21 protein-coding genes are annotated in these 17451 nt (G+C 69.5%); 17 read left to right on the top strand and 4 right to left on the bottom strand.

Translation table 11 applies throughout. The features are described 5' to 3' along the window. Positions 1-4 precede the first annotated feature (4 nt). The 8 genes from BM140_RS03405 to BM140_RS25715 all read left to right on the top strand — a co-directional run bounded on the left by BM140_RS03405 (position 5) and on the right by BM140_RS25715 (position 7873). Positions 5-1066, top strand: coding sequence for a mitochondrial fission ELM1 family protein (locus BM140_RS03405; protein WP_207549422.1), 1062 nt, complete (start codon positions 5-7; stop codon positions 1064-1066). A gap of 143 nt (positions 1067-1209) precedes the next feature. Next, entirely contained in the window at positions 1210-2184 is a 975-nt protein-coding gene (gene trxB / locus BM140_RS03400; RefSeq protein ID WP_091941994.1) for a thioredoxin-disulfide reductase, read from the top strand. A 241-nt stretch (positions 2185-2425) separates the two neighbouring features. After that, positions 2426-3316 (top strand): LysR family transcriptional regulator, encoded by an 891-nt coding sequence (locus tag BM140_RS03395; protein ID WP_091942679.1) that lies wholly within the window; start codon positions 2426-2428, stop codon positions 3314-3316. Positions 3317-3451: 135 nt separating this feature from the next. Further along, the gene (aroQ, locus tag BM140_RS03390; protein ID WP_091941992.1) at positions 3452-3922 is read left to right on the top strand and encodes a type II 3-dehydroquinate dehydratase; all 471 of its coding nucleotides are present in this window, start codon (positions 3452-3454) and stop codon (positions 3920-3922) included. A 17-nt stretch (positions 3923-3939) separates the two neighbouring features. Beyond that, a complete protein-coding gene (gene accB / locus BM140_RS03385) occupies positions 3940-4419 on the top strand; it encodes an acetyl-CoA carboxylase biotin carboxyl carrier protein (protein ID WP_091941990.1) in 480 nt (159 codons plus the stop codon). 10 nt (positions 4420-4429) lie between these two features. Then, positions 4430-5797 (top strand): acetyl-CoA carboxylase biotin carboxylase subunit, encoded by a 1368-nt coding sequence (accC, locus tag BM140_RS03380; protein ID WP_091941988.1) that lies wholly within the window; start codon positions 4430-4432, stop codon positions 5795-5797. A 100-nt stretch (positions 5798-5897) separates the two neighbouring features. Continuing rightward, a complete protein-coding gene (gene aat / locus BM140_RS03375) occupies positions 5898-6575 on the top strand; it encodes a leucyl/phenylalanyl-tRNA--protein transferase (protein ID WP_091941986.1) in 678 nt (225 codons plus the stop codon). A gap of 1133 nt (positions 6576-7708) precedes the next feature. Further along, on the top strand, positions 7709-7873 hold the full coding sequence (locus BM140_RS25715) for a hypothetical protein (RefSeq protein WP_165616380.1): 165 nt from the start codon (positions 7709-7711) through the stop codon (positions 7871-7873). A gap of 48 nt (positions 7874-7921) precedes the next feature. Here BM140_RS25715 and gshB read toward each other — a convergent pair whose 3' ends face one another. Beyond that, entirely contained in the window at positions 7922-8887 is a 966-nt protein-coding gene (gene gshB, locus BM140_RS03370; protein WP_091941984.1) for a glutathione synthase, read from the bottom strand. 67 nt (positions 8888-8954) lie between these two features. Beyond that, on the bottom strand, positions 8955-9290 hold the full coding sequence (locus BM140_RS03365) for a hypothetical protein (protein WP_091941982.1): 336 nt from the start codon (positions 9288-9290) through the stop codon (positions 8955-8957). 446 nt (positions 9291-9736) lie between these two features. On the opposite strand from BM140_RS03365, the gene BM140_RS03360 reads away from it, so the two are divergent. The 7 genes from BM140_RS03360 to BM140_RS03330 all read left to right on the top strand — a co-directional run bounded on the left by BM140_RS03360 (position 9737) and on the right by BM140_RS03330 (position 14356). Then, positions 9737-9955 (top strand): hypothetical protein, encoded by a 219-nt coding sequence (locus tag BM140_RS03360; protein WP_091941980.1) that lies wholly within the window; start codon positions 9737-9739, stop codon positions 9953-9955. Beyond that, positions 9955-10749: a hypothetical protein gene (locus tag BM140_RS03355; RefSeq protein WP_244535302.1), complete on the top strand. Its 795-nt coding sequence runs from the start codon at positions 9955-9957 to the stop codon at positions 10747-10749. Before BM140_RS03360 ends, BM140_RS03355 begins: the two co-directional genes overlap by 1 nt. A 46-nt stretch (positions 10750-10795) precedes the next feature. Further along, positions 10796-11509 (top strand): ribonuclease HI, encoded by a 714-nt coding sequence (rnhA, locus tag BM140_RS03350; protein WP_091941978.1) that lies wholly within the window; start codon positions 10796-10798, stop codon positions 11507-11509. Positions 11510-11518: 9 nt separating this feature from the next. Beyond that, positions 11519-12073, top strand: coding sequence for a DNA-3-methyladenine glycosylase (locus BM140_RS03345; RefSeq protein WP_091941976.1), 555 nt, complete (start codon positions 11519-11521; stop codon positions 12071-12073). A gap of 135 nt (positions 12074-12208) precedes the next feature. After that, positions 12209-12676, top strand: a complete 468-nt coding sequence (locus tag BM140_RS03340; protein ID WP_091942676.1) for a hypothetical protein — start codon at positions 12209-12211, stop codon at positions 12674-12676. A 103-nt stretch (positions 12677-12779) separates the two neighbouring features. Further along, entirely contained in the window at positions 12780-13454 is a 675-nt protein-coding gene (locus BM140_RS03335) for a ribonuclease T2 family protein (RefSeq protein ID WP_091941974.1), read from the top strand. A gap of 95 nt (positions 13455-13549) precedes the next feature. After that, positions 13550-14356 (top strand): 23S rRNA (adenine(2030)-N(6))-methyltransferase RlmJ, encoded by an 807-nt coding sequence (locus BM140_RS03330; RefSeq protein WP_091941973.1) that lies wholly within the window; start codon positions 13550-13552, stop codon positions 14354-14356. A gap of 102 nt (positions 14357-14458) precedes the next feature. Here the strand turns inward: BM140_RS03330 and BM140_RS03325 are convergent, their stop codons facing one another. Both BM140_RS03325 and BM140_RS03320 read right to left on the bottom strand, forming a co-directional pair. Continuing rightward, positions 14459-14716, bottom strand: coding sequence for a DUF6894 family protein (locus BM140_RS03325; protein WP_091941971.1), 258 nt, complete (start codon positions 14714-14716; stop codon positions 14459-14461). Positions 14717-14727: 11 nt separating this feature from the next. Then, positions 14728-16161 carry an FAD-linked oxidase C-terminal domain-containing protein gene (locus tag BM140_RS03320; RefSeq protein ID WP_091941969.1) on the bottom strand — a complete coding sequence of 478 codons (1434 nt, stop codon included), beginning with the start codon at positions 16159-16161 and terminating at the stop codon, positions 14728-14730. 313 nt (positions 16162-16474) lie between these two features. Here BM140_RS03320 and BM140_RS03315 point away from each other — a divergent pair, with 313 nt between their 5' ends. Together BM140_RS03315 and BM140_RS03310 are read left to right on the top strand one after the other, a co-directional pair. Then, a complete protein-coding gene (locus BM140_RS03315) occupies positions 16475-16837 on the top strand; it encodes a c-type cytochrome (protein ID WP_091941967.1) in 363 nt (120 codons plus the stop codon). Positions 16838-17017: 180 nt separating this feature from the next. Then, positions 17018-17380: a c-type cytochrome gene (locus BM140_RS03310; protein ID WP_091941965.1), complete on the top strand. Its 363-nt coding sequence runs from the start codon at positions 17018-17020 to the stop codon at positions 17378-17380. Positions 17381-17451: the final 71 nt, after the last annotated feature.

The following is a 17451-nucleotide window of genomic DNA, read 5'->3' as shown; positions in this document are numbered from 1 at the left end:
TGGCGTGAGCGGGAGCGTGGCGGGGGACGGCCTGACGCCGCCCGAGATCGGGCGCGCCCGCGCCTGGATCGTGACCGACGGCAAGGCCGGCGACGAGAACCAGTGCATCGGCGTCGCCCAGGCGCTCGGCCTGGACGCGGCGATCCGGCGCATTCCGCGCGGCCGCCCCCTGACCTGGACCGCCCCCTGGGGGCCGATCGACCCCCGCGACGCGCCGGGCCGGGCCGGCGGCGTGCTCGAAGGCCCCCTGCCCGACCTCCTGATCGCCTCGGGCCGGCGCGCCGTGCCCTATCTGCGGGCGGTGCGGCGCGCCTCGAAGGGGAGCACCTTCACGGCCTTCCTCAAGGACCCGCGCACCGGGCACGACACCGCCGACTTCATCTGGGTGCCGGATTACGACGACCTGCGCGGGCCCAACGTCTTCACGACGCTGACGGCACCGCATCCGGTCTCCCGCGCCCGCCTCGATGCCGCCCGCGCCCGGCCGGATCCGCGACTGGAGGTCCTTCCCTGGCCGCGCATCGCCGTGCTGATCGGCGGCGACAGCCGGCACCTCAGCTACCGCAAGTCCGACACTCGCCGCCTCGTGCGCGACCTCACCAAGCTCGCCGACGGCGGCTGCACCCTGATGATGACCGTGTCCCGGCGCACGCCGCCGGAGCTGAGCGCGGCGCTGGCCGACCTGATCCGCCGTAAGGGCGGCTTCCTCTGGGACGGCACGGGGGAGAATCCCTATGTCGGCATGCTGGCGATCGCCGACCACATCGTCGTCACCTCGGATTCGGCCAACATGGTCGGCGAGGCGGCCAGCACCGGCGTGCCGCTCCTGCTGTTCGACCTGCCGCGTACCTATATCCGGCATCGGCGGATGTTCGCCGGGCTCGCGATGGCGGGGGCCCTGAAACCCTTCATCGGCCGCCTGGAGGCCCTGCGCTACGCACCGATCGACGCGACACCGGAGATCGCCGAGGCGATGGCCAAGGCCTACGCGACGCATCGCGAACGGCTCGATCCGGCCCGGAAAGCCGCGCCGGCGACGGCGCCCGCGGCGAAGGGTTCGTTCTAGCCGGCAGGCGCCCCCGGGCGGTTCGAGGCCGTTCGGGCCCCCGCTTCCAAAACATCTTTTTCAGCGCGCCGTGGCACAGTAGGCGCGAATCGACAGGACGACGGCGCCCCGCGAGAGCCGCCGGCAACAGGAGACGGCGAGAGATGGCCCACACCCATGCGAGACTCGTGATCATCGGCTCAGGCCCGGCCGGCTACACCGCCGCGATCTACGCCGCCCGCGCCATGGTCGAGCCGCTGCTGATCTCCGGCTTCCAGCCCGGCGGCCAGCTCATGATCACCACCGATGTCGAGAACTATCCGGGCTTCGCGCAAGCCGTCCAGGGCCCGTGGCTGATGGAGCAGATGCGCTCCCAAGCCGAGCATGTCGGCACCCAGATCGTGTCGGAATACATCACATCCGTCGACCTGAAGGTGCGCCCGTTCCGGCTGGAGGCCGATTCCGGCGAGACCTACAGCTGCGACGCGCTCATCATTGCCACCGGCGCCCAGGCGAAGTGGCTCGGCCTGCCGTCGGAAGCGAAGTTCCAGGGCTTCGGCGTCTCGGCCTGCGCCACCTGCGACGGCTTCTTCTTCCGCGGCAAGGACGTGACGGTGGTGGGCGGCGGCAACACCGCCGTCGAGGAGGCGCTGTATCTGGCCAACCTCGCCAAGTCCGTGACCGTGGTCCACCGCCGCGGCGAGTTCCGCGCCGAGCGCATCCTGCAGGAGCGCCTGTTCAAGCACGCCAACGTCACGGTGAAGTGGCACCACGCGGTCGAGGAGATCTGCGGCTCGGCCACGCCCCCCTCCGTCACGCATCTGCGCCTGAAGGATCTGCGCTCGGGCGAGATCGTCGAGCACGCGACCGACGGTCTGTTCGTCGCCATCGGTCATCAGCCGGCGACCGGCATCTTCGAGGGTCAGCTGCCGATGCGCCACGGCGGCTACATCACGGTGACGCCGGGCACGACCGCGACCGACATCCCCGGCGTCTACGCGGCCGGCGACGTCACCGACGACGTCTACCGCCAGGCGATCACCGCCGCCGGCATGGGCTGCATGGCGGCGCTGGAAGCCGAGAAGTATCTGGCCGCGCTGGATGTCGGCGAGAGCCCGGCCCAGGCCGCGGCGGAGTGAGGTTCCCCTGGGGATAAGAGTGGGCGCCGACGGCCGGCGCCCACTTCCCTGTTGACGACGGTTGGACGCAACCAAATCGCAAGCTTGCCGTCATAGTCTGAACCATGCAGGAACCCTACGGTTTCGCGAGGAGCCCTTCGCTCAGCGAATGGCGGCGACGCGTGTAGGGTTGGTGTCGTGCAACGCCCAAAGGTCGCGGCCTCCCGTGACGGGCCGACCTCGACGGGCGGGAGTGACGGCCTTGGATTGGGACAAGATCCGGATTTTCCTCAACGTCGCGGAGGCCGGGAGCTTCACGCGGGCGGGCGACGACATCGGCCTGAGCCAGTCGGCGGTGAGCCGCCAGATCAGCGCGCTGGAGCGCGAGCTGAAGGCGCCGCTGTTCCACCGCCACGCTCGCGGCCTGATCCTGACCGAGCAGGGCGACCTGCTGTTCCGCGCCGCCCGCGACATGAAGCTCCGGCTCGAGAACACCCGCGCCCGCCTCGTCGAGACGAGCGAGCGTCCCTCGGGGGATCTGCGCGTGACGACCACCGTCGGCCTCGGCTCGTCCTGGCTCGCGGGGCGGATCTCGGAGTTCCTCGACCTCTACCCGGACGTGCGGGTGGAGCTGGTGCTGACCAACGAGGAACTCGACCTCGCCATGCGCGAGGCCGACATCGCCATCCGCATGCGCCGCCCGGCCCAGCCGGACCTGATCCAGCGGCGGCTGTTCACGGTGCATTACCACGCCTTCGCCAGCCCCGATTACGTCAAGCGCTTCGGCGAGCCCAAGACCATCGCCGATCTCGACGAGCACCGCCTCGTCTCCTTCGGCGGCAACGAGCCCTCCTACCTGCTCGCCACCCATTACCTCGCCAATATCGGCCGCGAGGGCGAGGACCGCCGCCCGGTCCACTTCACGGTCAACAACATCACCGCCCTGCACAAGGCGATGGAGGCCGGCATCGGCGTCGGCATTCTGCCCGACTACGCGGTCGAGGGCGACGAGAGCCTGGTGCAGGTGATGCGCGAGGTCGAGATGCCGACCATGGAGAGCTACCTCGTCTATGCCGAGGAGATGCGGACCGTGGCGCGCGTCCAGGCGTTTCGGGATTTCCTGGTGAACAAGGCCCAGCGCTGGACCTACTGACGGCGGGTTGCGGGCGAGCCCGCCTCGCCCGGTTTTGAATTCACGCCTTGTCGCGGGCGCGCAGCCTCGTCTAAGACCGGCCTCCCCGCCGGGTGCTTCGCCTGAAAACGCCCGGCCGACGCTTCACCGGCTGGCATGACCGCGATTCACTGCCTCAACGGGCCGAACCTCAATCTGCTGGGCACGCGCGAGCCGGGCATCTACGGCGCCGCGACCCTCGCCGACATCGAGCACGATCTGCACGAGCGCGCGGTTCGCCTCGATATCGCCCTGACCTTCCGTCAGACGAATCACGAGGGCGAACTCGTGTCGTTCGTGCAGGAAGCGGGCCGGGCCGGAGCCGGGGTGCTCATCAACGCCGCCGCCTACACGCACACGTCGATTGCGCTCCGCGACGCCATCGCCGGCACCGGCGTGACCGCGGTCGAGATCCACCTCTCGAACGTTCATGCCCGCGAGGCGTTTCGCCATGTCTCCCTGATCGCGCCGGTCTGTGCCGGCGTGATCGCGGGTTTCGGTCCCTACAGCTATCTGGCGGGGCTCGACGCCCTCGCCCATCTCCTGCGCGGCCGGTCCAGTCCGCCCCTGAAGATTTCCGCCTCCTGACTGCAGAACCAGAGCCGATGGCCAAGAACGAACCCTTCGATCCCGAATTGGTGCGCGAGCTCGCCAAGATGGTCGCCGAGACCGATCTGAGCGAGATCGAGGTCGAGAAGGGCGACCTGCGCATCCGCGTCGCCCGCAAGATCGAGCCGGTCGCGGTCCAGGTCGCCCCGCCCGCCCCCGTGACGGCCGCAGCGGCGCCCGCGCCGGCCGCCGCGATCCCGGCAGCCCTGGCGCCCGCTCAGCCCAAGGCCGGCGCGGGCCATCCCGGCGCCGTGCCCTCGCCGATGGTCGGCACCGCCTATCTGCGGCCCTCCCCCGAGGCGAAGCCGTTCATCGAGGTCGGCGCGCGGGTCCAGGCCGGCGACAAGCTGCTCCTCATCGAGGCGATGAAGACCTTCAACGACATCGTGGCGCCGCGCGCCGGGACCGTCACCGCGATCTTCGTCGAGGACGGCATGCCCGTCGAGTACGGCGAAGCGCTCCTCGTTCTCGAGTGATGGCTGGCGGATGTTCGACAAGATCCTGATCGCCAACCGCGGCGAGATCGCCCTGCGCATCCTGCGGGCGGCCAAGGAACTCGGCATCGCGACCGTCGCGGTCCATTCCACCGCCGATGCCGACGCCATGCATGTGCGGCTCGCCGACGAGAGCGTCTGCATCGGCCCGCCCGCCGCCCGCGACAGCTACCTCAACATCCCCTCGATCATCGCGGCCTGCGAGATCACAGGAGCGGACGCGGTGCATCCGGGCTACGGCTTCCTCTCCGAGAACGCCCGCTTCGCCGAGGTGCTGGCGCATCACAATATCGGCTTCATCGGCCCCAAGGCCGAGCATATCCGGGTGATGGGCGACAAGATCGAGGCCAAGCGCACGGCCAAGGCCCTCGGGATTCCCTGCGTGCCGGGCTCGGAAGGCGGCATCACCGACACGGACGAGGCCAAGCGGGTCGCCGCCGAGATCGGCTATCCCGTGCTCGTGAAGGCGGCCTCCGGCGGCGGCGGGCGCGGCATGAAGGTCGCCCGCACCGAGGCCGATCTGGAGCAGGCGCTCACCATGGCCCGCACCGAGGCCAAGGCGGCCTTCGGCGACGACGCGGTCTATCTCGAGAAGTACCTGACCAAGCCGCGCCACATCGAGGTGCAGATCCTCGGCGACGGCCGCGGCGGGGCCGTGCATCTGGCCGAGCGCGACTGCTCGCTCCAGCGTCGCCACCAGAAGGTCTGGGAAGAGGGCGGCTCGCCCGCGCTCAACGCCGAGATGCGCGCCGAGATCGGCGGCATCTGCGCCAACGCCATGCGCCAGCTCGGCTATCTCGGCGCCGGCACCATCGAGTTCCTCTACGAGGACGGGCGGTTCTACTTCATCGAGATGAATACCCGGATTCAGGTGGAGCACCCGGTGACCGAGATGATCACCGGGATCGACCTCGTCAACGAGCAGATCCGGGTCGCCGCCGGCGGCGGGCTGTCGGTCACGCAGGACGACATCAAGGTCGAGGGCCACGCCATCGAGTGCCGGATCAACGCCGAACATCCGGCGACCTTCCGGCCCTCGCCCGGCCTCATCACCTACTTCCATCCGCCGGGAGGCCTCGGCGTGCGCGTCGATTCGGCGGCCTTCCAGGGCTACCGCATCCCGCCGAACTACGATTCGCTGATCGGCAAGCTGATCGTGCACGGGCGCACCCGCAACGAGTGCCTGATGCGCCTGCGTCGCGCGCTCGACGAGTTCGTGGTCGACGGCATCGACACCACCCTGCCGCTGTTCCGCACCCTGGTGCGCAACGCCGACGTCCAGAACGGCCAGTACGACATCCACTGGCTCGAAGGGTTTCTGGAGCGCGAGGGTTTGTCGGAGGCGGATCAGAAGCGCTGAGCGGCGCCCCGATCCCGACGGTGACAGCCGGCCTCATCCGAGGCCGGCTTTTTCATGCCGGGACTGGCGTTCGCGCGCGGCCGGAGCGACAACGCTTCCGATGCACGACAGGACTTCCGTGGACATTACGCCCGACATCCTGCTCAAGGCCTACGCGGCGGGCATCTTCCCGATGGCGGAGGATGCCGACGACCCGACGATCTACTGGGTCGAGCCGCGGGCGCGCGGTGTCCTGCCCCTCGACCGGTTCCACGTGCCCAAGCGCCTCGCCCGCACCGTGCGCTCCGATCTGTTCGAGGTGGCGAGCGACCGCGACTTCGACGCGGTGATCGACGGTTGCGCCGCCCCGCGCCGCGACACCGACCGCACCTGGATCAACGGCCGCATCCGCGACCTCTACGGCGCGCTCTACGACCGCGGCGCGTGCCACACCGTGGAGGTCTATCAGGACGGCCGGCTGGTGGGCGGGCTCTACGGGGTCTGCCTCGGTGCGGCGTTCTTCGGCGAGAGCATGTTCCACGAGGCCCGCGACGCCTCGAAGGTCGCCCTCGTCCACCTCGTCGCGCGCCTGCGCCGCGGCGGTTTTCGCTTGGCCGACACGCAGTTCCTCACCGAGCATCTCAGCCAGTTCGGTGTCGAGGAGGTGCCCCGCCACGTCTACAAGCGCCGCCTCACCGAAGCCGCCGCCGAACGGGCCGAGTGGGGCGACCCGGCGCGGGTGTTTTCGGGCCACGAGGTTCTGGCCGATCTCGGGCTCGGGCGCGACGCCGCAGACTAACTCGACGTCAAACCATCACTCATACCAATCGGCGATGATTCTGACTCATCGCCGATTGCCCCCGCGACTGCGGAGCGGCGGGCGTCCACCGGACGCACGGAACAGGCCCATCGGTCCTGTTCCGTGCCGCTTGGTATGAGAAAGGCGGGGGCCAGCGTTCGGGGAAAAATCTTATTCACACAGCCCCTTGCGTCCGCGATTGCCCAATGCAACCTCAGGCCGCAGAGAGGCGGGACGCCGATGAGATGACACCGATCTTTCGATAGCGGGTGGCGATGGCGCACTCCTCTTTGAAGGTGTCCATAACCGCCGGGCAAATGACTCAATACTCTGAAAGCGTCTCGCTCGGCTGCAGATTCCCTCGTTTCGTGACCCTCACCGCCTTCTGGTGAGCCCGCACGCTGAGCCGCGGAGGAAGATCATACCCGAGGCGAGGCTATATCCCGCGGGCTGTCGCGCAGCCGTTTTCACATGGAAGCGCGCCCCGCGAATGACGACTTGGCTATCTGAACCAGTGAACCGACGTCTCGGAGATGGGCCGCTACCTGATGCCGTTCCGATATTGCCAGAGAATAACAGACAGGGGGCGACGAAGCTGCTTGAGCGACGTCGTACCCTTCGGGCGGCAGCCTCAATCACGGGCTGCAGTGCTTGCCCCTGCGGGGCAGCCAATCTCTTGCGTCCTTGCTCGACAATGAGAAACTCTCACAAATCCCAGGCCATTCGCTCGACAGCGCACCATGGAATCCATCCTAAGTGTTTAATTTGAACAACACGAGCATCGCATGGCTCCTGACAATTTATAATGGTCAATATTTTAGCCATTTATGACTTCATTTATAGGGTATTTTATCGAATACTATGTGACCTGCATCAGGCATACATGCGATGACACCTTGATGATAAAACAATTTCAAGTTGATCAAAATTCTGCAATCATAGCATCCATAATTCGGCCAAAAAGATTTGTTTGATTCGCGAAGTCCAATTTCCATAACACCATCATTGCCCGACCACGCGCGCAGACCGCCTCGGAACTGGCAGTTTCCTTACGGACGTCCCCATGTCACTCGAACGCTCGCGTCATCGGAGGCATCCCATCGGTTCACGCCCGGAGAACGGGAGCGCGTGAGATGGTGATGGTTGCGGCCTCCCTGGCCTGCCTTGCCGCCGGTGCCGTGCTGGCAGGGCTCGCCCACCAGTTCGAGGAGCGGGTGGCCCTCGCCGAATCCGTCGCGGGCGGGCTGTTGATCCTCGGGCTCGCCCTGATCGGCTCCGGGCTTCCGTTATTCCGCTAGAGCATCGTCTCTTTCCGAAAGGCGGAAACCACCTTTCGGGACGATGCGCTAACCCTGCGGCGTCGAGCGCCGCGCCGCCAGCCGGGCCTCGATGGCGTCCCAGATCGGCCCGGTCAGGTCCGGCCCGCCGAGGCGCTTGATCGTGCGCACGCCCGTCGGCGAGGTGACGTTGATCTCGGTGAGGTGGCCGTCGATCACGTCGATGCCGACGAGGATCAGGCCGCGGCGGCGCAGCTCCGGGCCGATCCTGGCGCAGATCTCACGCTCGCGCTCGGTCAGGTCGGAGGCGCCGGCAGCTCCCCCGCGGACCATGTTGGAGCGGATGTCGCCCTTGGCCGGCACCCGGTTGATCGCCCCCATCGGCTCGCCTTCGACGAGGATGATGCGCTTGTCGCCCTCGGTGATCCTCTCGAGGAAGCGCTGGACCACCCATTGCTCCCGGAACGTCGCGGCGAACAGATCGAACATCGAGCCGAAATTCGGATCGTCCTCGGAGACCCGGAACACCGCCGCCCCGCCGTGCCCGTGCAGCGGCTTCATCACGATGGTGCCGTGCTCGGCCCGGAACGCCTCGATCTCGGCGCGGTCGCGGGAGATCAGCGTCGGCGGCATCAGGTCGGGGAAATCGAGGACGAACAGCTTTTCCGGGGCGTTTCGGACCTCCGCCGGATCGTTCACCACCAATGTGCGGGAGGCAATCGTCTCCAGCATGTGGGTGGCGGTGACGTAGGCCATGTCGAAGGGCGGATCCTGGCGCATCAGCACCACGTCGACCTCCGCGAGGTCGATCCGCTCCGGAGCCTGAAGCGTCGCGTGCGCGCCCTCGACATCCTGCACCGTCACCGGCATCGCGTGAGCGGTGACGCGCCGGCCCTGCAGCGAGAGCCGGTCGGGCGTGTAGGTAAAGAGGGTGTGGCCGCGCCGCTGCGCCTCCAACATCAGGCCGAAGGTGGTGTCGCCCGCGATGCGGATCGACTGGATCGGGTCCATCTGGACCGCGACGGTCAACGCCATGCTCGTCCCCCGCGCCCTATCCGCCGCGCCGCTGCCGGAACGCCTCGTCCCGGCAGCGACGAAGCAATCAGTCGTCCGCCTGCCCGGCGCCGCGGGCGCGGCCGTTGCTCTTCGCGCTGCCGGTGCGCTTGTCGTAGTCGCTGATGGCCGAGCGGCATTCGGGCGAGAGCCGCGCGCGGTTGCGGTTCATGCAGTTCTCGGCGTCCGGGCTGTTCGGATCGACGCCGGCGCAGAGGCGGAAATAGTCGTTGGCGCAGCCGAGCTGGAGCCCCTGGTCCTCGCGCTGGGCCTGGGCCGGGGTGACGGCCAGGGCGACGAGGGCGAAGGGGGCGAGTCTCAGGGCCGCCGACAGGCCCCGCGAAGCGCGCGGTCGTCTGCCAAGTCGTGAGAAGTCCGGACGCATCCTGCCTTGTCCTTCGCTCGATCCCAGAGGGCCTTCCGAGGCTCCGCATATCGGGCATCGCGCCACGTTAGCAAGCGCAGCATCCGGTGCCCGCCCCCGCGCCACAGCATCCGCGAGGGCCGAAAAAAGGCCCCACGGCGTGACGCGCGCGGGGCCTCAAGTCGAAGGGAGGATAAGCCCGCCATGGGCGAGACGGTCGAAGCAAGGAGCAGGCCGGTGTCGCCGGAATGCCACCTGCGACGCCTCGCCGCTGCATCCGGCGCGGATGAGGGCCGCGAGCTGAGCGGTCGAAACATTCCGTTAACCACGTCGTGATGAGCTTGGCCCGACAGCCCGGCCGGACGGACCAGCCCGTCCACGGCGCCCCTGCCGCTCCCGCGCCGCCTCCCCCCGAGGCGCCGAGGGGGCGTCAGCCGCCGGTTTCCACCGCATGACGGGACAGGCTCATGACGCCTTCGACCAAGACGCCTTCCAAGCGATCCTCGACCTTCCTCCGCGAGCGTGCTCCGGCGGCCGTGGTCCCCTTCCCGGCCGCTCCGGCGCGCCGCATCCGCCGCGAGGACGACGACGCGCCCCGCGGCCAGATCCTGCTCTTCACAGGCGTGCGCTACGAGCGGCTGCCGGACGCGGACGCCCCGGCGGTGCCGCAGCGCCGCCGCTCGTGATCCGCGGGGGCGGGCCCCGCCTTCCCCTCCCGCTGGTCTCGCTGCTGCTGGCGGCCACGCTCGCCTCCTGCGCGCAGGAGGGGGATTTCGGGCGGCCGGCCAAGAGCAGCTGGAACGGCCTGATCGAGACCACCGGCAGCCTCGCCGCGGCCGAGCGCGGCCTGATGGTGTCGGCCTCGCCGCTCACCGACGACGAGGAGGTTCTCCGTGATCGCGCGTGGCGCTTCCTGATGCCGGCGCAGGGGCGCGCCGCCTTCGAGGACGCCCTCGCCAACCTGACCCGCGTGCGGGCGTTGCCGACCGCTTGGCGGCCCGACGACGTGGCGGCTTATCACGACGCGCTGCTGGACCAGGGCTTCCGCTCGCCCGTCTCCCGCTACCGCCGCCTGTCGGAGGACGCCACCGCCGACGGCCGGCTGATCCCGCCCTTCGCCGCCCTCGCGGCCCGCGTGTTCGAGGCCGACGCGATGCGCTTGCGGGCCCTGCCCCTCGCCAGGAGCCTGAACGAGGACGACCTGCGCGAGGCCGCCATGCGGGTGGCCGAGAATCGCTGCCTCGTCGCCTGGGTCCGCCTGGAGGCGGGGCTTCGCGTCACGCGCTACCGCTACGCGCTGGAGCATTTCCTCGTCGAGATGCCCGGCCGCGAGGCGGTGCCGGCCGAGCAGGCGCTCGCCTTCCTCGAAGGGCGCCGCCGCCTGCTCGACCCGCTGCTGCCGCCGGAGGCCGCCGAGCGCTGCGGTCTGGCCGAGCCCGAAGCCGTCGCCCCGGCGCCGCGGGTCGTGGTCAAAGACTGAGCGGCCCGGTATCAGGCCCACCCGACCCCGAAACGCCCAGGCACCCATGCGAACCATCGTCTACGCGGATGGCGGCTGCGATCCCAATCCCGGCCCCGGCGGCTGGGGCGTCGTGATCCAGGCGCCCACCGGCACCGTCGAGCTGTGCGGCGGCGAGCGCGCCACCACCAACAACCGCATGGAGTTGACCGCCGCGATCAGCGCCCTCGAACATTTCCCCGAGGGGGCGCAGATCGAGATGCGCTGCGACAGCCAGTACGTGGTCAAATCCGTCACCGAATGGATGCGCGGCTGGAAGGCCCGCGGCTGGCGCACCGCCACCGGCCCCGTGAAGAACATCGACCTGATGCAGCGCCTCGACGCCCTCGCCGCCGCCCGCGACGTGCGCTGGACCTGGGTGCGGGGCCATGCGGGCGAGGCCGGCAACGAGCGCGCCGACCGCCTCGCCGCGCAGGGGCGCCGCGCGGCGCTGACGGGCGTGTCGAGCGCTTCGTCCTCGACCGCCACCGCGGCGTCCTCCGTCTCCGCGACGGCGTCGGCGTCCGCCACGCCCCCCGCCCCGACGACGGCGAGCCTTGTGCAGAAGACCACGCCGGTCGCCCTCCCCTCCGATCTCGTCGGGGCGCTCACCCGCGCCGCCGACCGGGCCGGGACGACGCCCCAGGCGCTGCTGGAGGAGGCGGTGCGGCTCGCCCTCGATCTCGGCCCCGCCGGCATCGCCCGCGCGCGGGCGGAGTTCTCCACGCGCAAGGCATCCTGAGGGGGGCGGATGGACGCCGCCTTCTTCGAGCGCCCGGCCGCGACCGTCGCGGCCGAGCTGATCGGCCACGTCCTGCTGGTCGAGGGCGTCGGCGGCGCCATCGTCGAGACCGAGGCCTACGACCGCACCGATCCGGCCTCCCACAGCTTCTCGGGGCCGACGAAGCGCAACGCCAGCATGTTCGGGCCGCCGGGCCGCGCCTACGTCTACCGCAGCTACGGCCTGCACTGGTGCCTCAACCTCGTCTGCGAACCCGGCAGCGCCGTGCTGCTCCGCGCCCTCGCCCCGACGCAGGGCCTCGACACCATGCGGGCCCGCCGCGGCCTCGCCGATCCGCGGCGCCTCTGCGCCGGCCCCGGCCGCCTCGCCCAGGCACTTGGCATCGATTCTCTGTATGATGGCCTGCCGCTCGACCGGATGCCGTTCGCTTGGGGAGCGCCCGAGGGGCCGGTGAGCGTCGCGGCGACCACCCGCATCGGCATCACCAAGGGGGCCGACACGCCGTGGCGTTTCCTGCTGGCGGGCTCAGCCTTCGTCAGCCGCCCGCTGCCGAAGTCGCGATAGGGGCGGCCGAGCCGCCGGTGTGCCCCCCAAGCCCCAACGGCGGCCAAAACGAACGCCGCCCGGCGGCGCAAGCTTGACTTGCGGCCGGCACCCGGCATCGTCTTTCGCCATTCTCAACAGGCGGATCTGAGCGGCATGCGCCCGAACCTTCCCCTCGCCGTCCTGGCGCTGGGCCTCGTCACGGTCTCGGCCGTGCACCCGGCCTTCGCCCGCTCCGGCCGCGAAGAAATCTCGCCGGCCGAGGAGCAGACCTTCCCCTACGACGCCGACATCCCCGGCTGCCAGGACACGGCGGTGCTGGAGAAGGTCTCGACCCAGTTCGCCGAGAAGGAGGCGAAGTTCTGGAACTCGTCGCTGACGATCCTCTCCTACGAGCGGATCGAGCGCACGGCCTGGCGCCCCTACGGCGTCGACTTCATCCCGCGCCGCTACTGCTCGGCGGTCGCCACCACCTCGGACGGGGTGCGCCGCAAGGTCGATTACTCGGTGCGCGAGAGCCTCGGCATCATCGGCGCGACCTGGGGCGTCGATTTCTGCGTCCACGGCCTCGACCGCAACCTCGCCTACGCCTACGCCACCGCCTGCCGGATGGCCCGGCCATAAGGACGTGATCGGAAAAGCGCGGGCGGCTCAGAGTACAAGCTTGACTTGCGGCCCACGCCCGGCATCGTCCGGGGAACCGCCCCGCGCTTTCTCCGAGACCGCCATGCTCCGCCGTTCGCTTGCCGCGCTCACCCTCGGGCTGACGCTCTCGTCAGTTGCGGGCGCGCAGGATTTCGGCGGGTTCCGGCGCGGCGGCGGGGAGCCCGGCAGCTTCGACTTCTACGTGTTGGCACTGTCTTGGTCGCCGACCTATTGCGACGGCGAGGGCGCGCGCCGCGACCGCGACGGCCAATGCGCGCCGGGCCGCGGCCTCGGCTTCGTCGTCCATGGGCTGTGGCCGCAATACGACCGCGGCTTCCCCTCGAACTGCTCCGCGGTCGAGCGCCCGCTCACCCGCAACGCCATCGATGCCGCGGGCGAGGTGATGCCGAGCGAGGGGCTCGCCCGCCACGAATGGCGCACCCACGGCACCTGCTCGGGCCTCGATCCCGTCGCTTACTTCAAGGCGGTGAAGGCCGCCCGCACGGCGGTGACGATCCCCGACGCGCTCAACAAGCCGGACGGCACGATCCGCGCGGCGCCGATCGACATCGCCCGCCAGTTCGTGGCCGCCAACAAGGGCCTGCGCCCGGACATGATGGCGGTGACCTGCCGCCGCGGCCAGTTGCAGGAGGTGCGGATCTGCTTCTCGAAGGACCTGCGCGGCTTCGCCCCCTGCCCGGAGGTGGCGCGCCAGAATTGCCGCGCCGGCGAGGTGACGATCGAGGCGGCGCGCTGACGCCAGCGCGTCTTTCCTGATAAGCGGCGGGCTCACGCGCCCGGGAGCCCGCCCTGAACTACCGTCACGCCTTCCACGCCGGCAATTTCGCGGATGTGCTCAAGCACCTCGTGCTGACCCGCGTGCTCGCGCATCTCGCCGCCAAGGCCAAGCCCTACCGCGCCATCGACACCCATGCGGGGATCGGCCTCTACGATCTCGAGGCCGACGAGGCCGGGCGCACCGGCGAGTGGCACGACGGCTTCGGCCGGCTCGACGCGCCCTTCGCCCCCGAGGTCGAGGCGCTGATCGCCCCCTATCGCGAGGCGGTCGCGGCGGTGAAGGCGCGCTACGGCGCCACGATCTATCCGGGTTCGCCCGCGATCATCCGCGAGGCCCTGCGGGCGGGCGACAAGGGCGTGTTCGTGGAACTCCACCCCGTCGATGCCGGCACGCTGGCCGAGCGCTACGCCAGAGATTCGCGCACCAAGGTGATGCATCTCGATGGCTGGACCGCGCTCAACGCGCTGATCCCGCCCCCCGAACGCCGCGGCCTCGTGCTGATCGATCCGCCCTACGAGGAGCGCGGCGAGATCGATCGCCTGGGCGCGAGCCTGCTCAAGGCCGCCCGCAAATGGCCGACCGGCGTCTTTCTGGGGTGGTACCCGATCAAGGATCTCTCGGGCGTCGACCGCATGGCCGCCGCGCTCGATGCGGGCCTGGAGCGGCCGGGCTTACGCCTCGACCTGATGATCGCGCGGCCCGACGACCCGACGCGACTCTCCGGCACCGGATTGATCGTCATCAACCCGCCCTGGACGCTCGCGGCGGAAGCCGAGCTCTTCCTGCCTGCGCTCGCCGAGCGGCTGGCGCGGGACGGCTATGGGGCGTTCCGCTGCGAGCGGTTGGGGCCAGAGGAGTAGCGCATCGGCCTGATGAGGTGCCCACCGGCTGGTCAAGCAATGCGGCACAGTACCCTGGAGACCGTCTTGGACCGCAATCCGGGACGATTCCGAGCGCCCTCGTCAGTGCAGGGTCTCGGCGTCTCCGGGCGGCGCAGTGACGACTTCCAAGAAGGGAAACTCGAACACGGTCTCGCCGTCCGCGTCCGCCACGATCAGGCTCGCGCTCATCAACCGGGCCGTGTCGGGCTCCTCGGCGAGGCTCTCCGCGATCGTCGCCCGGGCGACGCGCCACGCATGGTCGGCGTCGCGCAGGTCGATCCCCTCCTCGTCGAGGAGGGTGTCGGCGCCGATGCGGGTGTGGAAGAAGTAGCGGGGCATTCGGCGAAGCCCTATGCCGCCACCCGGCCCTCCAGCGGAAACACCTTGGCCGGGTTCATCAGCCAGGCGGGGTCGAACACGTTGCGCACGCGCATCTGCTGTTCGAGGTCGGCTTGCGCGTACTGGAAGCGCATCAGCTCGCGCTTCTCGATGCCGACGCCGTGCTCGCCCGTGAGGCAGCCGCCGACCTCGACGCAGAGCTTGAGAATCGCGTCGCCCGCGGCCTCCGCCTTCTGCAATTCGCCCGGCTTGTTGATGTCGAACAGGATCAGCGGGTGCAGGTTGCCGTCGCCCGCGTGGAACACGTTGGCGACGCGCAGGCCCTGCTCGGCGCAGATCGCGCCGATGCGCTCCAGAACCGGGCCGAGCTGGCCGGTCGGGATCGTGCCGTCCATGCAGATGTAGTCGGAGATGCGTCCCGTGGCGCCGAAGGCGGATTTGCGGCCCTTCCAGATCGCCGCCGACTCGGCCTCGGACTTCGAGACGCGGATGCTGGTCGGGTTGAAGCGCGCCGCGATGGCCTCGATCCGGGCCAGCATGTCGGTGCATTCCTCGTCCGAGCCCTCGACCTCGATGATCAGCATCGCGGCCGCATCGCGCGGGTAGCCGGCGCCGGAAAAGTCGTCGGTGATCAGGATCGCCTCGCGGTCCATGTACTCGATGGCGACCGGGATGATGCCCGCCGCGATGATCGCCGCGGTGCAGGCGCCGGCATCCTCCACCGAGGAGAAGCCGACGAGCGCGGGCCGCGCGCCCTCCGCCGACCGCAGGATGCGCACGGTGGCTTCCGTGACGATGCCGAGTTGACCTTCCGAGCCGCAGATCAGGCCGAGCAGGTCGTAGCCCGGCGCGTCGAGATGCTGGCCGCCGAGTTCGACCACGGTGCCGTCGTTGGTCACCAGCGTGACGCCCATGAGGTTGTTCGTCGTCACGCCGTATTTCAGGCAATGCGCCCCGCCGGAATTCATGGCGATGTTGCCGGCGATGGTGCAGGCGAGCTGGCTCGACGGGTCGGGGGCGTAGAAGAAGCCCTCATGCGCCACCGCGCCCGAGATCGCGAGGTTGGTGATCCCGGCCTCGACCCGCGCAGTGCGGTTGGCGAAATCGAGATCGAGGATGCGGGTCATCTTGCCGACGCCGAGGATGACCGCGTCCTCCTGGGCGATGGCCCCGCCGGCCAGCGAGGTGCCGGCTCCGCGCGCCACCACGGGCACGCCGTTGGCGTGGCAGAACGCCATCACCGCCGAGACCTCCGCGGTGGTCGAGGGCAGCACCACAGCCAGCGGCATCTTGCGGTAGGCGGTCAGCCCGTCGGTCTCGAAGGCGCGGCGCTCGTCCTCGGTCGTCACCAGGGCCTCCGGGGCGACGAGGGCGGCGAGCCCCTCGACGATCGCCTCGCGGCGGGCGACGACGCCGGCATCGGGGGCGGGAAAGGCGATCGACATGGGCGGCGTCTCCACATTTCGGGCGCGCGCCGTTTCTGGATTCTCACCGGATCGGCCCGCGGATCTTCAGCTCCGCTTCAGCCGCGCCCGGCGAGGATCGGGCGCAGACGAGTGACGAGTCTAACGCGAAATCCGGCGCGGCGCACGGCGCCTCACCGCCGCAACCGGCCAGGAACCGGAACGGGCGGGAGACGCGTTAGACGACGTCAGCTCGACTGGACGGTGGCACAGCTTAGTCTATATCTGTTCTAAGGCAGGCAGGCCCTGCCGCATGCGGGGCGGCGCACGCCGCTCCCACGGAGGAAGGAACACGATGCGTCACCTCATCCTCGTCGCCGCCCTGGCGGCGCTGATGCCGATCGCCGCTCGAGCCGAGGGCGACGCCGCCGCGGGCGAGAAGGCGTTCGCACCGTGCAAGGCCTGCCACAACTTCGAGAAGAACGGCGTCGGCCCGAACCTCAAGGGCGTCGTCGGCCGCAAGGCCGCTTCGGCCGAGGGCTACGGCTACTCGCAGGCGCTCAAGGATTCCGGAATCACCTGGGACGAAGCCAACCTCAAGGAGTGGCTGATCGGCCCGGCCTCCAACAAGGTGAAGGGCACCAAGATGGCCTATCCGGGCCTGAAGGACGAGAAGAAGGTCGAGGACGTCATCGCCTACCTCAAGTCCAAGTCCTGATTGCATTTTCAATTGGAAGCCCGGCCCTTCGGCCGGGACTTCCCGGCTTCGCTTGGACCGTGCGGAGGTTGAGTGAAGTCTAGGAGCCGCATGGCCTCAGAGCCGTGCGGGTCCGTCTCAGGAACGAAACCTCTGCACACGCGCGCCGCGACCCGGCCGCACCCTAGGAGGAAACCCACAATGCGTCATCTGATCCTCGGCGCCGCCCTCGCGCTGCTCCTGCCCGTCGCCGCCCAGGCCGAGGGCGACGCCGCCGCCGGCGAGAAGGCGTTCGCGCCCTGCAAGTCTTGCCACAACTTCGAGAAGAACGGCGTCGGCCCGCAGCTCAAGGGCGTCGTCGGCGAGAAGGCCGGCCAGGGCCGCGACGGCTACGCCTTCTCCGAGGCGCTGAAGAACTCGGGCATCACCTGGGACGAGGCCAACCTCAAGGAGTGGCTCACCGACCCGAAGAAGAAGGTTCCGGGTACCAAGATGGTGTTCCCCGGCATCAAGGACCCCAAGAAGGTCGACGACATCATCGCCTACCTCAAGACCAAGTCCTGATCTGAAAGAACGCAGGGGCCCGAAAGCCGGCGATCGTCTTTCGGGCCCCTGCGACGGGTTCGACGCATGGG

It is taken from the genome of Methylorubrum salsuginis (assembly GCF_900114375.1).
Taxonomy (GTDB): Bacteria; Pseudomonadota; Alphaproteobacteria; order Rhizobiales; family Beijerinckiaceae; genus Methylobacterium; species Methylobacterium salsuginis.
This window is presented reverse-complemented; position numbering and strand designations above follow the sequence as displayed.

Bases quoted from the DNA above. Each gene is read 5' to 3' on its own strand.
- trxB (WP_091941994.1), top strand. From the start codon at position 1,210: ATGGCCCACACCCATGCGAGACTCGTGATCATCGGCTCAGGCCCGGCC.
- aroQ (WP_091941992.1), top strand. From the start codon at position 3,452: ATGACCGCGATTCACTGCCTCAACGGGCCGAACCTCAATCTGCTGGGC.
- accB (WP_091941990.1), top strand. From the start codon at position 3,940: ATGGCCAAGAACGAACCCTTCGATCCCGAATTGGTGCGCGAGCTCGCC.
- accC (WP_091941988.1), top strand. From the start codon at position 4,430: ATGTTCGACAAGATCCTGATCGCCAACCGCGGCGAGATCGCCCTGCGC.
- aat (WP_091941986.1), top strand. From the start codon at position 5,898: ATGCACGACAGGACTTCCGTGGACATTACGCCCGACATCCTGCTCAAG.
- BM140_RS25715 (WP_165616380.1), top strand. From the start codon at position 7,709: ATGGTGATGGTTGCGGCCTCCCTGGCCTGCCTTGCCGCCGGTGCCGTG.
- gshB (WP_091941984.1), bottom strand. From the start codon at position 8,887: ATGGCGTTGACCGTCGCGGTCCAGATGGACCCGATCCAGTCGATCCGC.
- BM140_RS03365 (WP_091941982.1), bottom strand. From the start codon at position 9,290: ATGCGTCCGGACTTCTCACGACTTGGCAGACGACCGCGCGCTTCGCGG.
- BM140_RS03360 (WP_091941980.1), top strand. From the start codon at position 9,737: ATGACGCCTTCGACCAAGACGCCTTCCAAGCGATCCTCGACCTTCCTC.
- rnhA (WP_091941978.1), top strand. From the start codon at position 10,796: ATGCGAACCATCGTCTACGCGGATGGCGGCTGCGATCCCAATCCCGGC.
- BM140_RS03345 (WP_091941976.1), top strand. From the start codon at position 11,519: ATGGACGCCGCCTTCTTCGAGCGCCCGGCCGCGACCGTCGCGGCCGAG.
- BM140_RS03340 (WP_091942676.1), top strand. From the start codon at position 12,209: ATGCGCCCGAACCTTCCCCTCGCCGTCCTGGCGCTGGGCCTCGTCACG.
- BM140_RS03335 (WP_091941974.1), top strand. From the start codon at position 12,780: ATGCTCCGCCGTTCGCTTGCCGCGCTCACCCTCGGGCTGACGCTCTCG.
- BM140_RS03325 (WP_091941971.1), bottom strand. From the start codon at position 14,716: ATGCCCCGCTACTTCTTCCACACCCGCATCGGCGCCGACACCCTCCTC.
- BM140_RS03320 (WP_091941969.1), bottom strand. From the start codon at position 16,161: ATGTCGATCGCCTTTCCCGCCCCCGATGCCGGCGTCGTCGCCCGCCGC.
- BM140_RS03315 (WP_091941967.1), top strand. From the start codon at position 16,475: ATGCGTCACCTCATCCTCGTCGCCGCCCTGGCGGCGCTGATGCCGATC.
- BM140_RS03310 (WP_091941965.1), top strand. From the start codon at position 17,018: ATGCGTCATCTGATCCTCGGCGCCGCCCTCGCGCTGCTCCTGCCCGTC.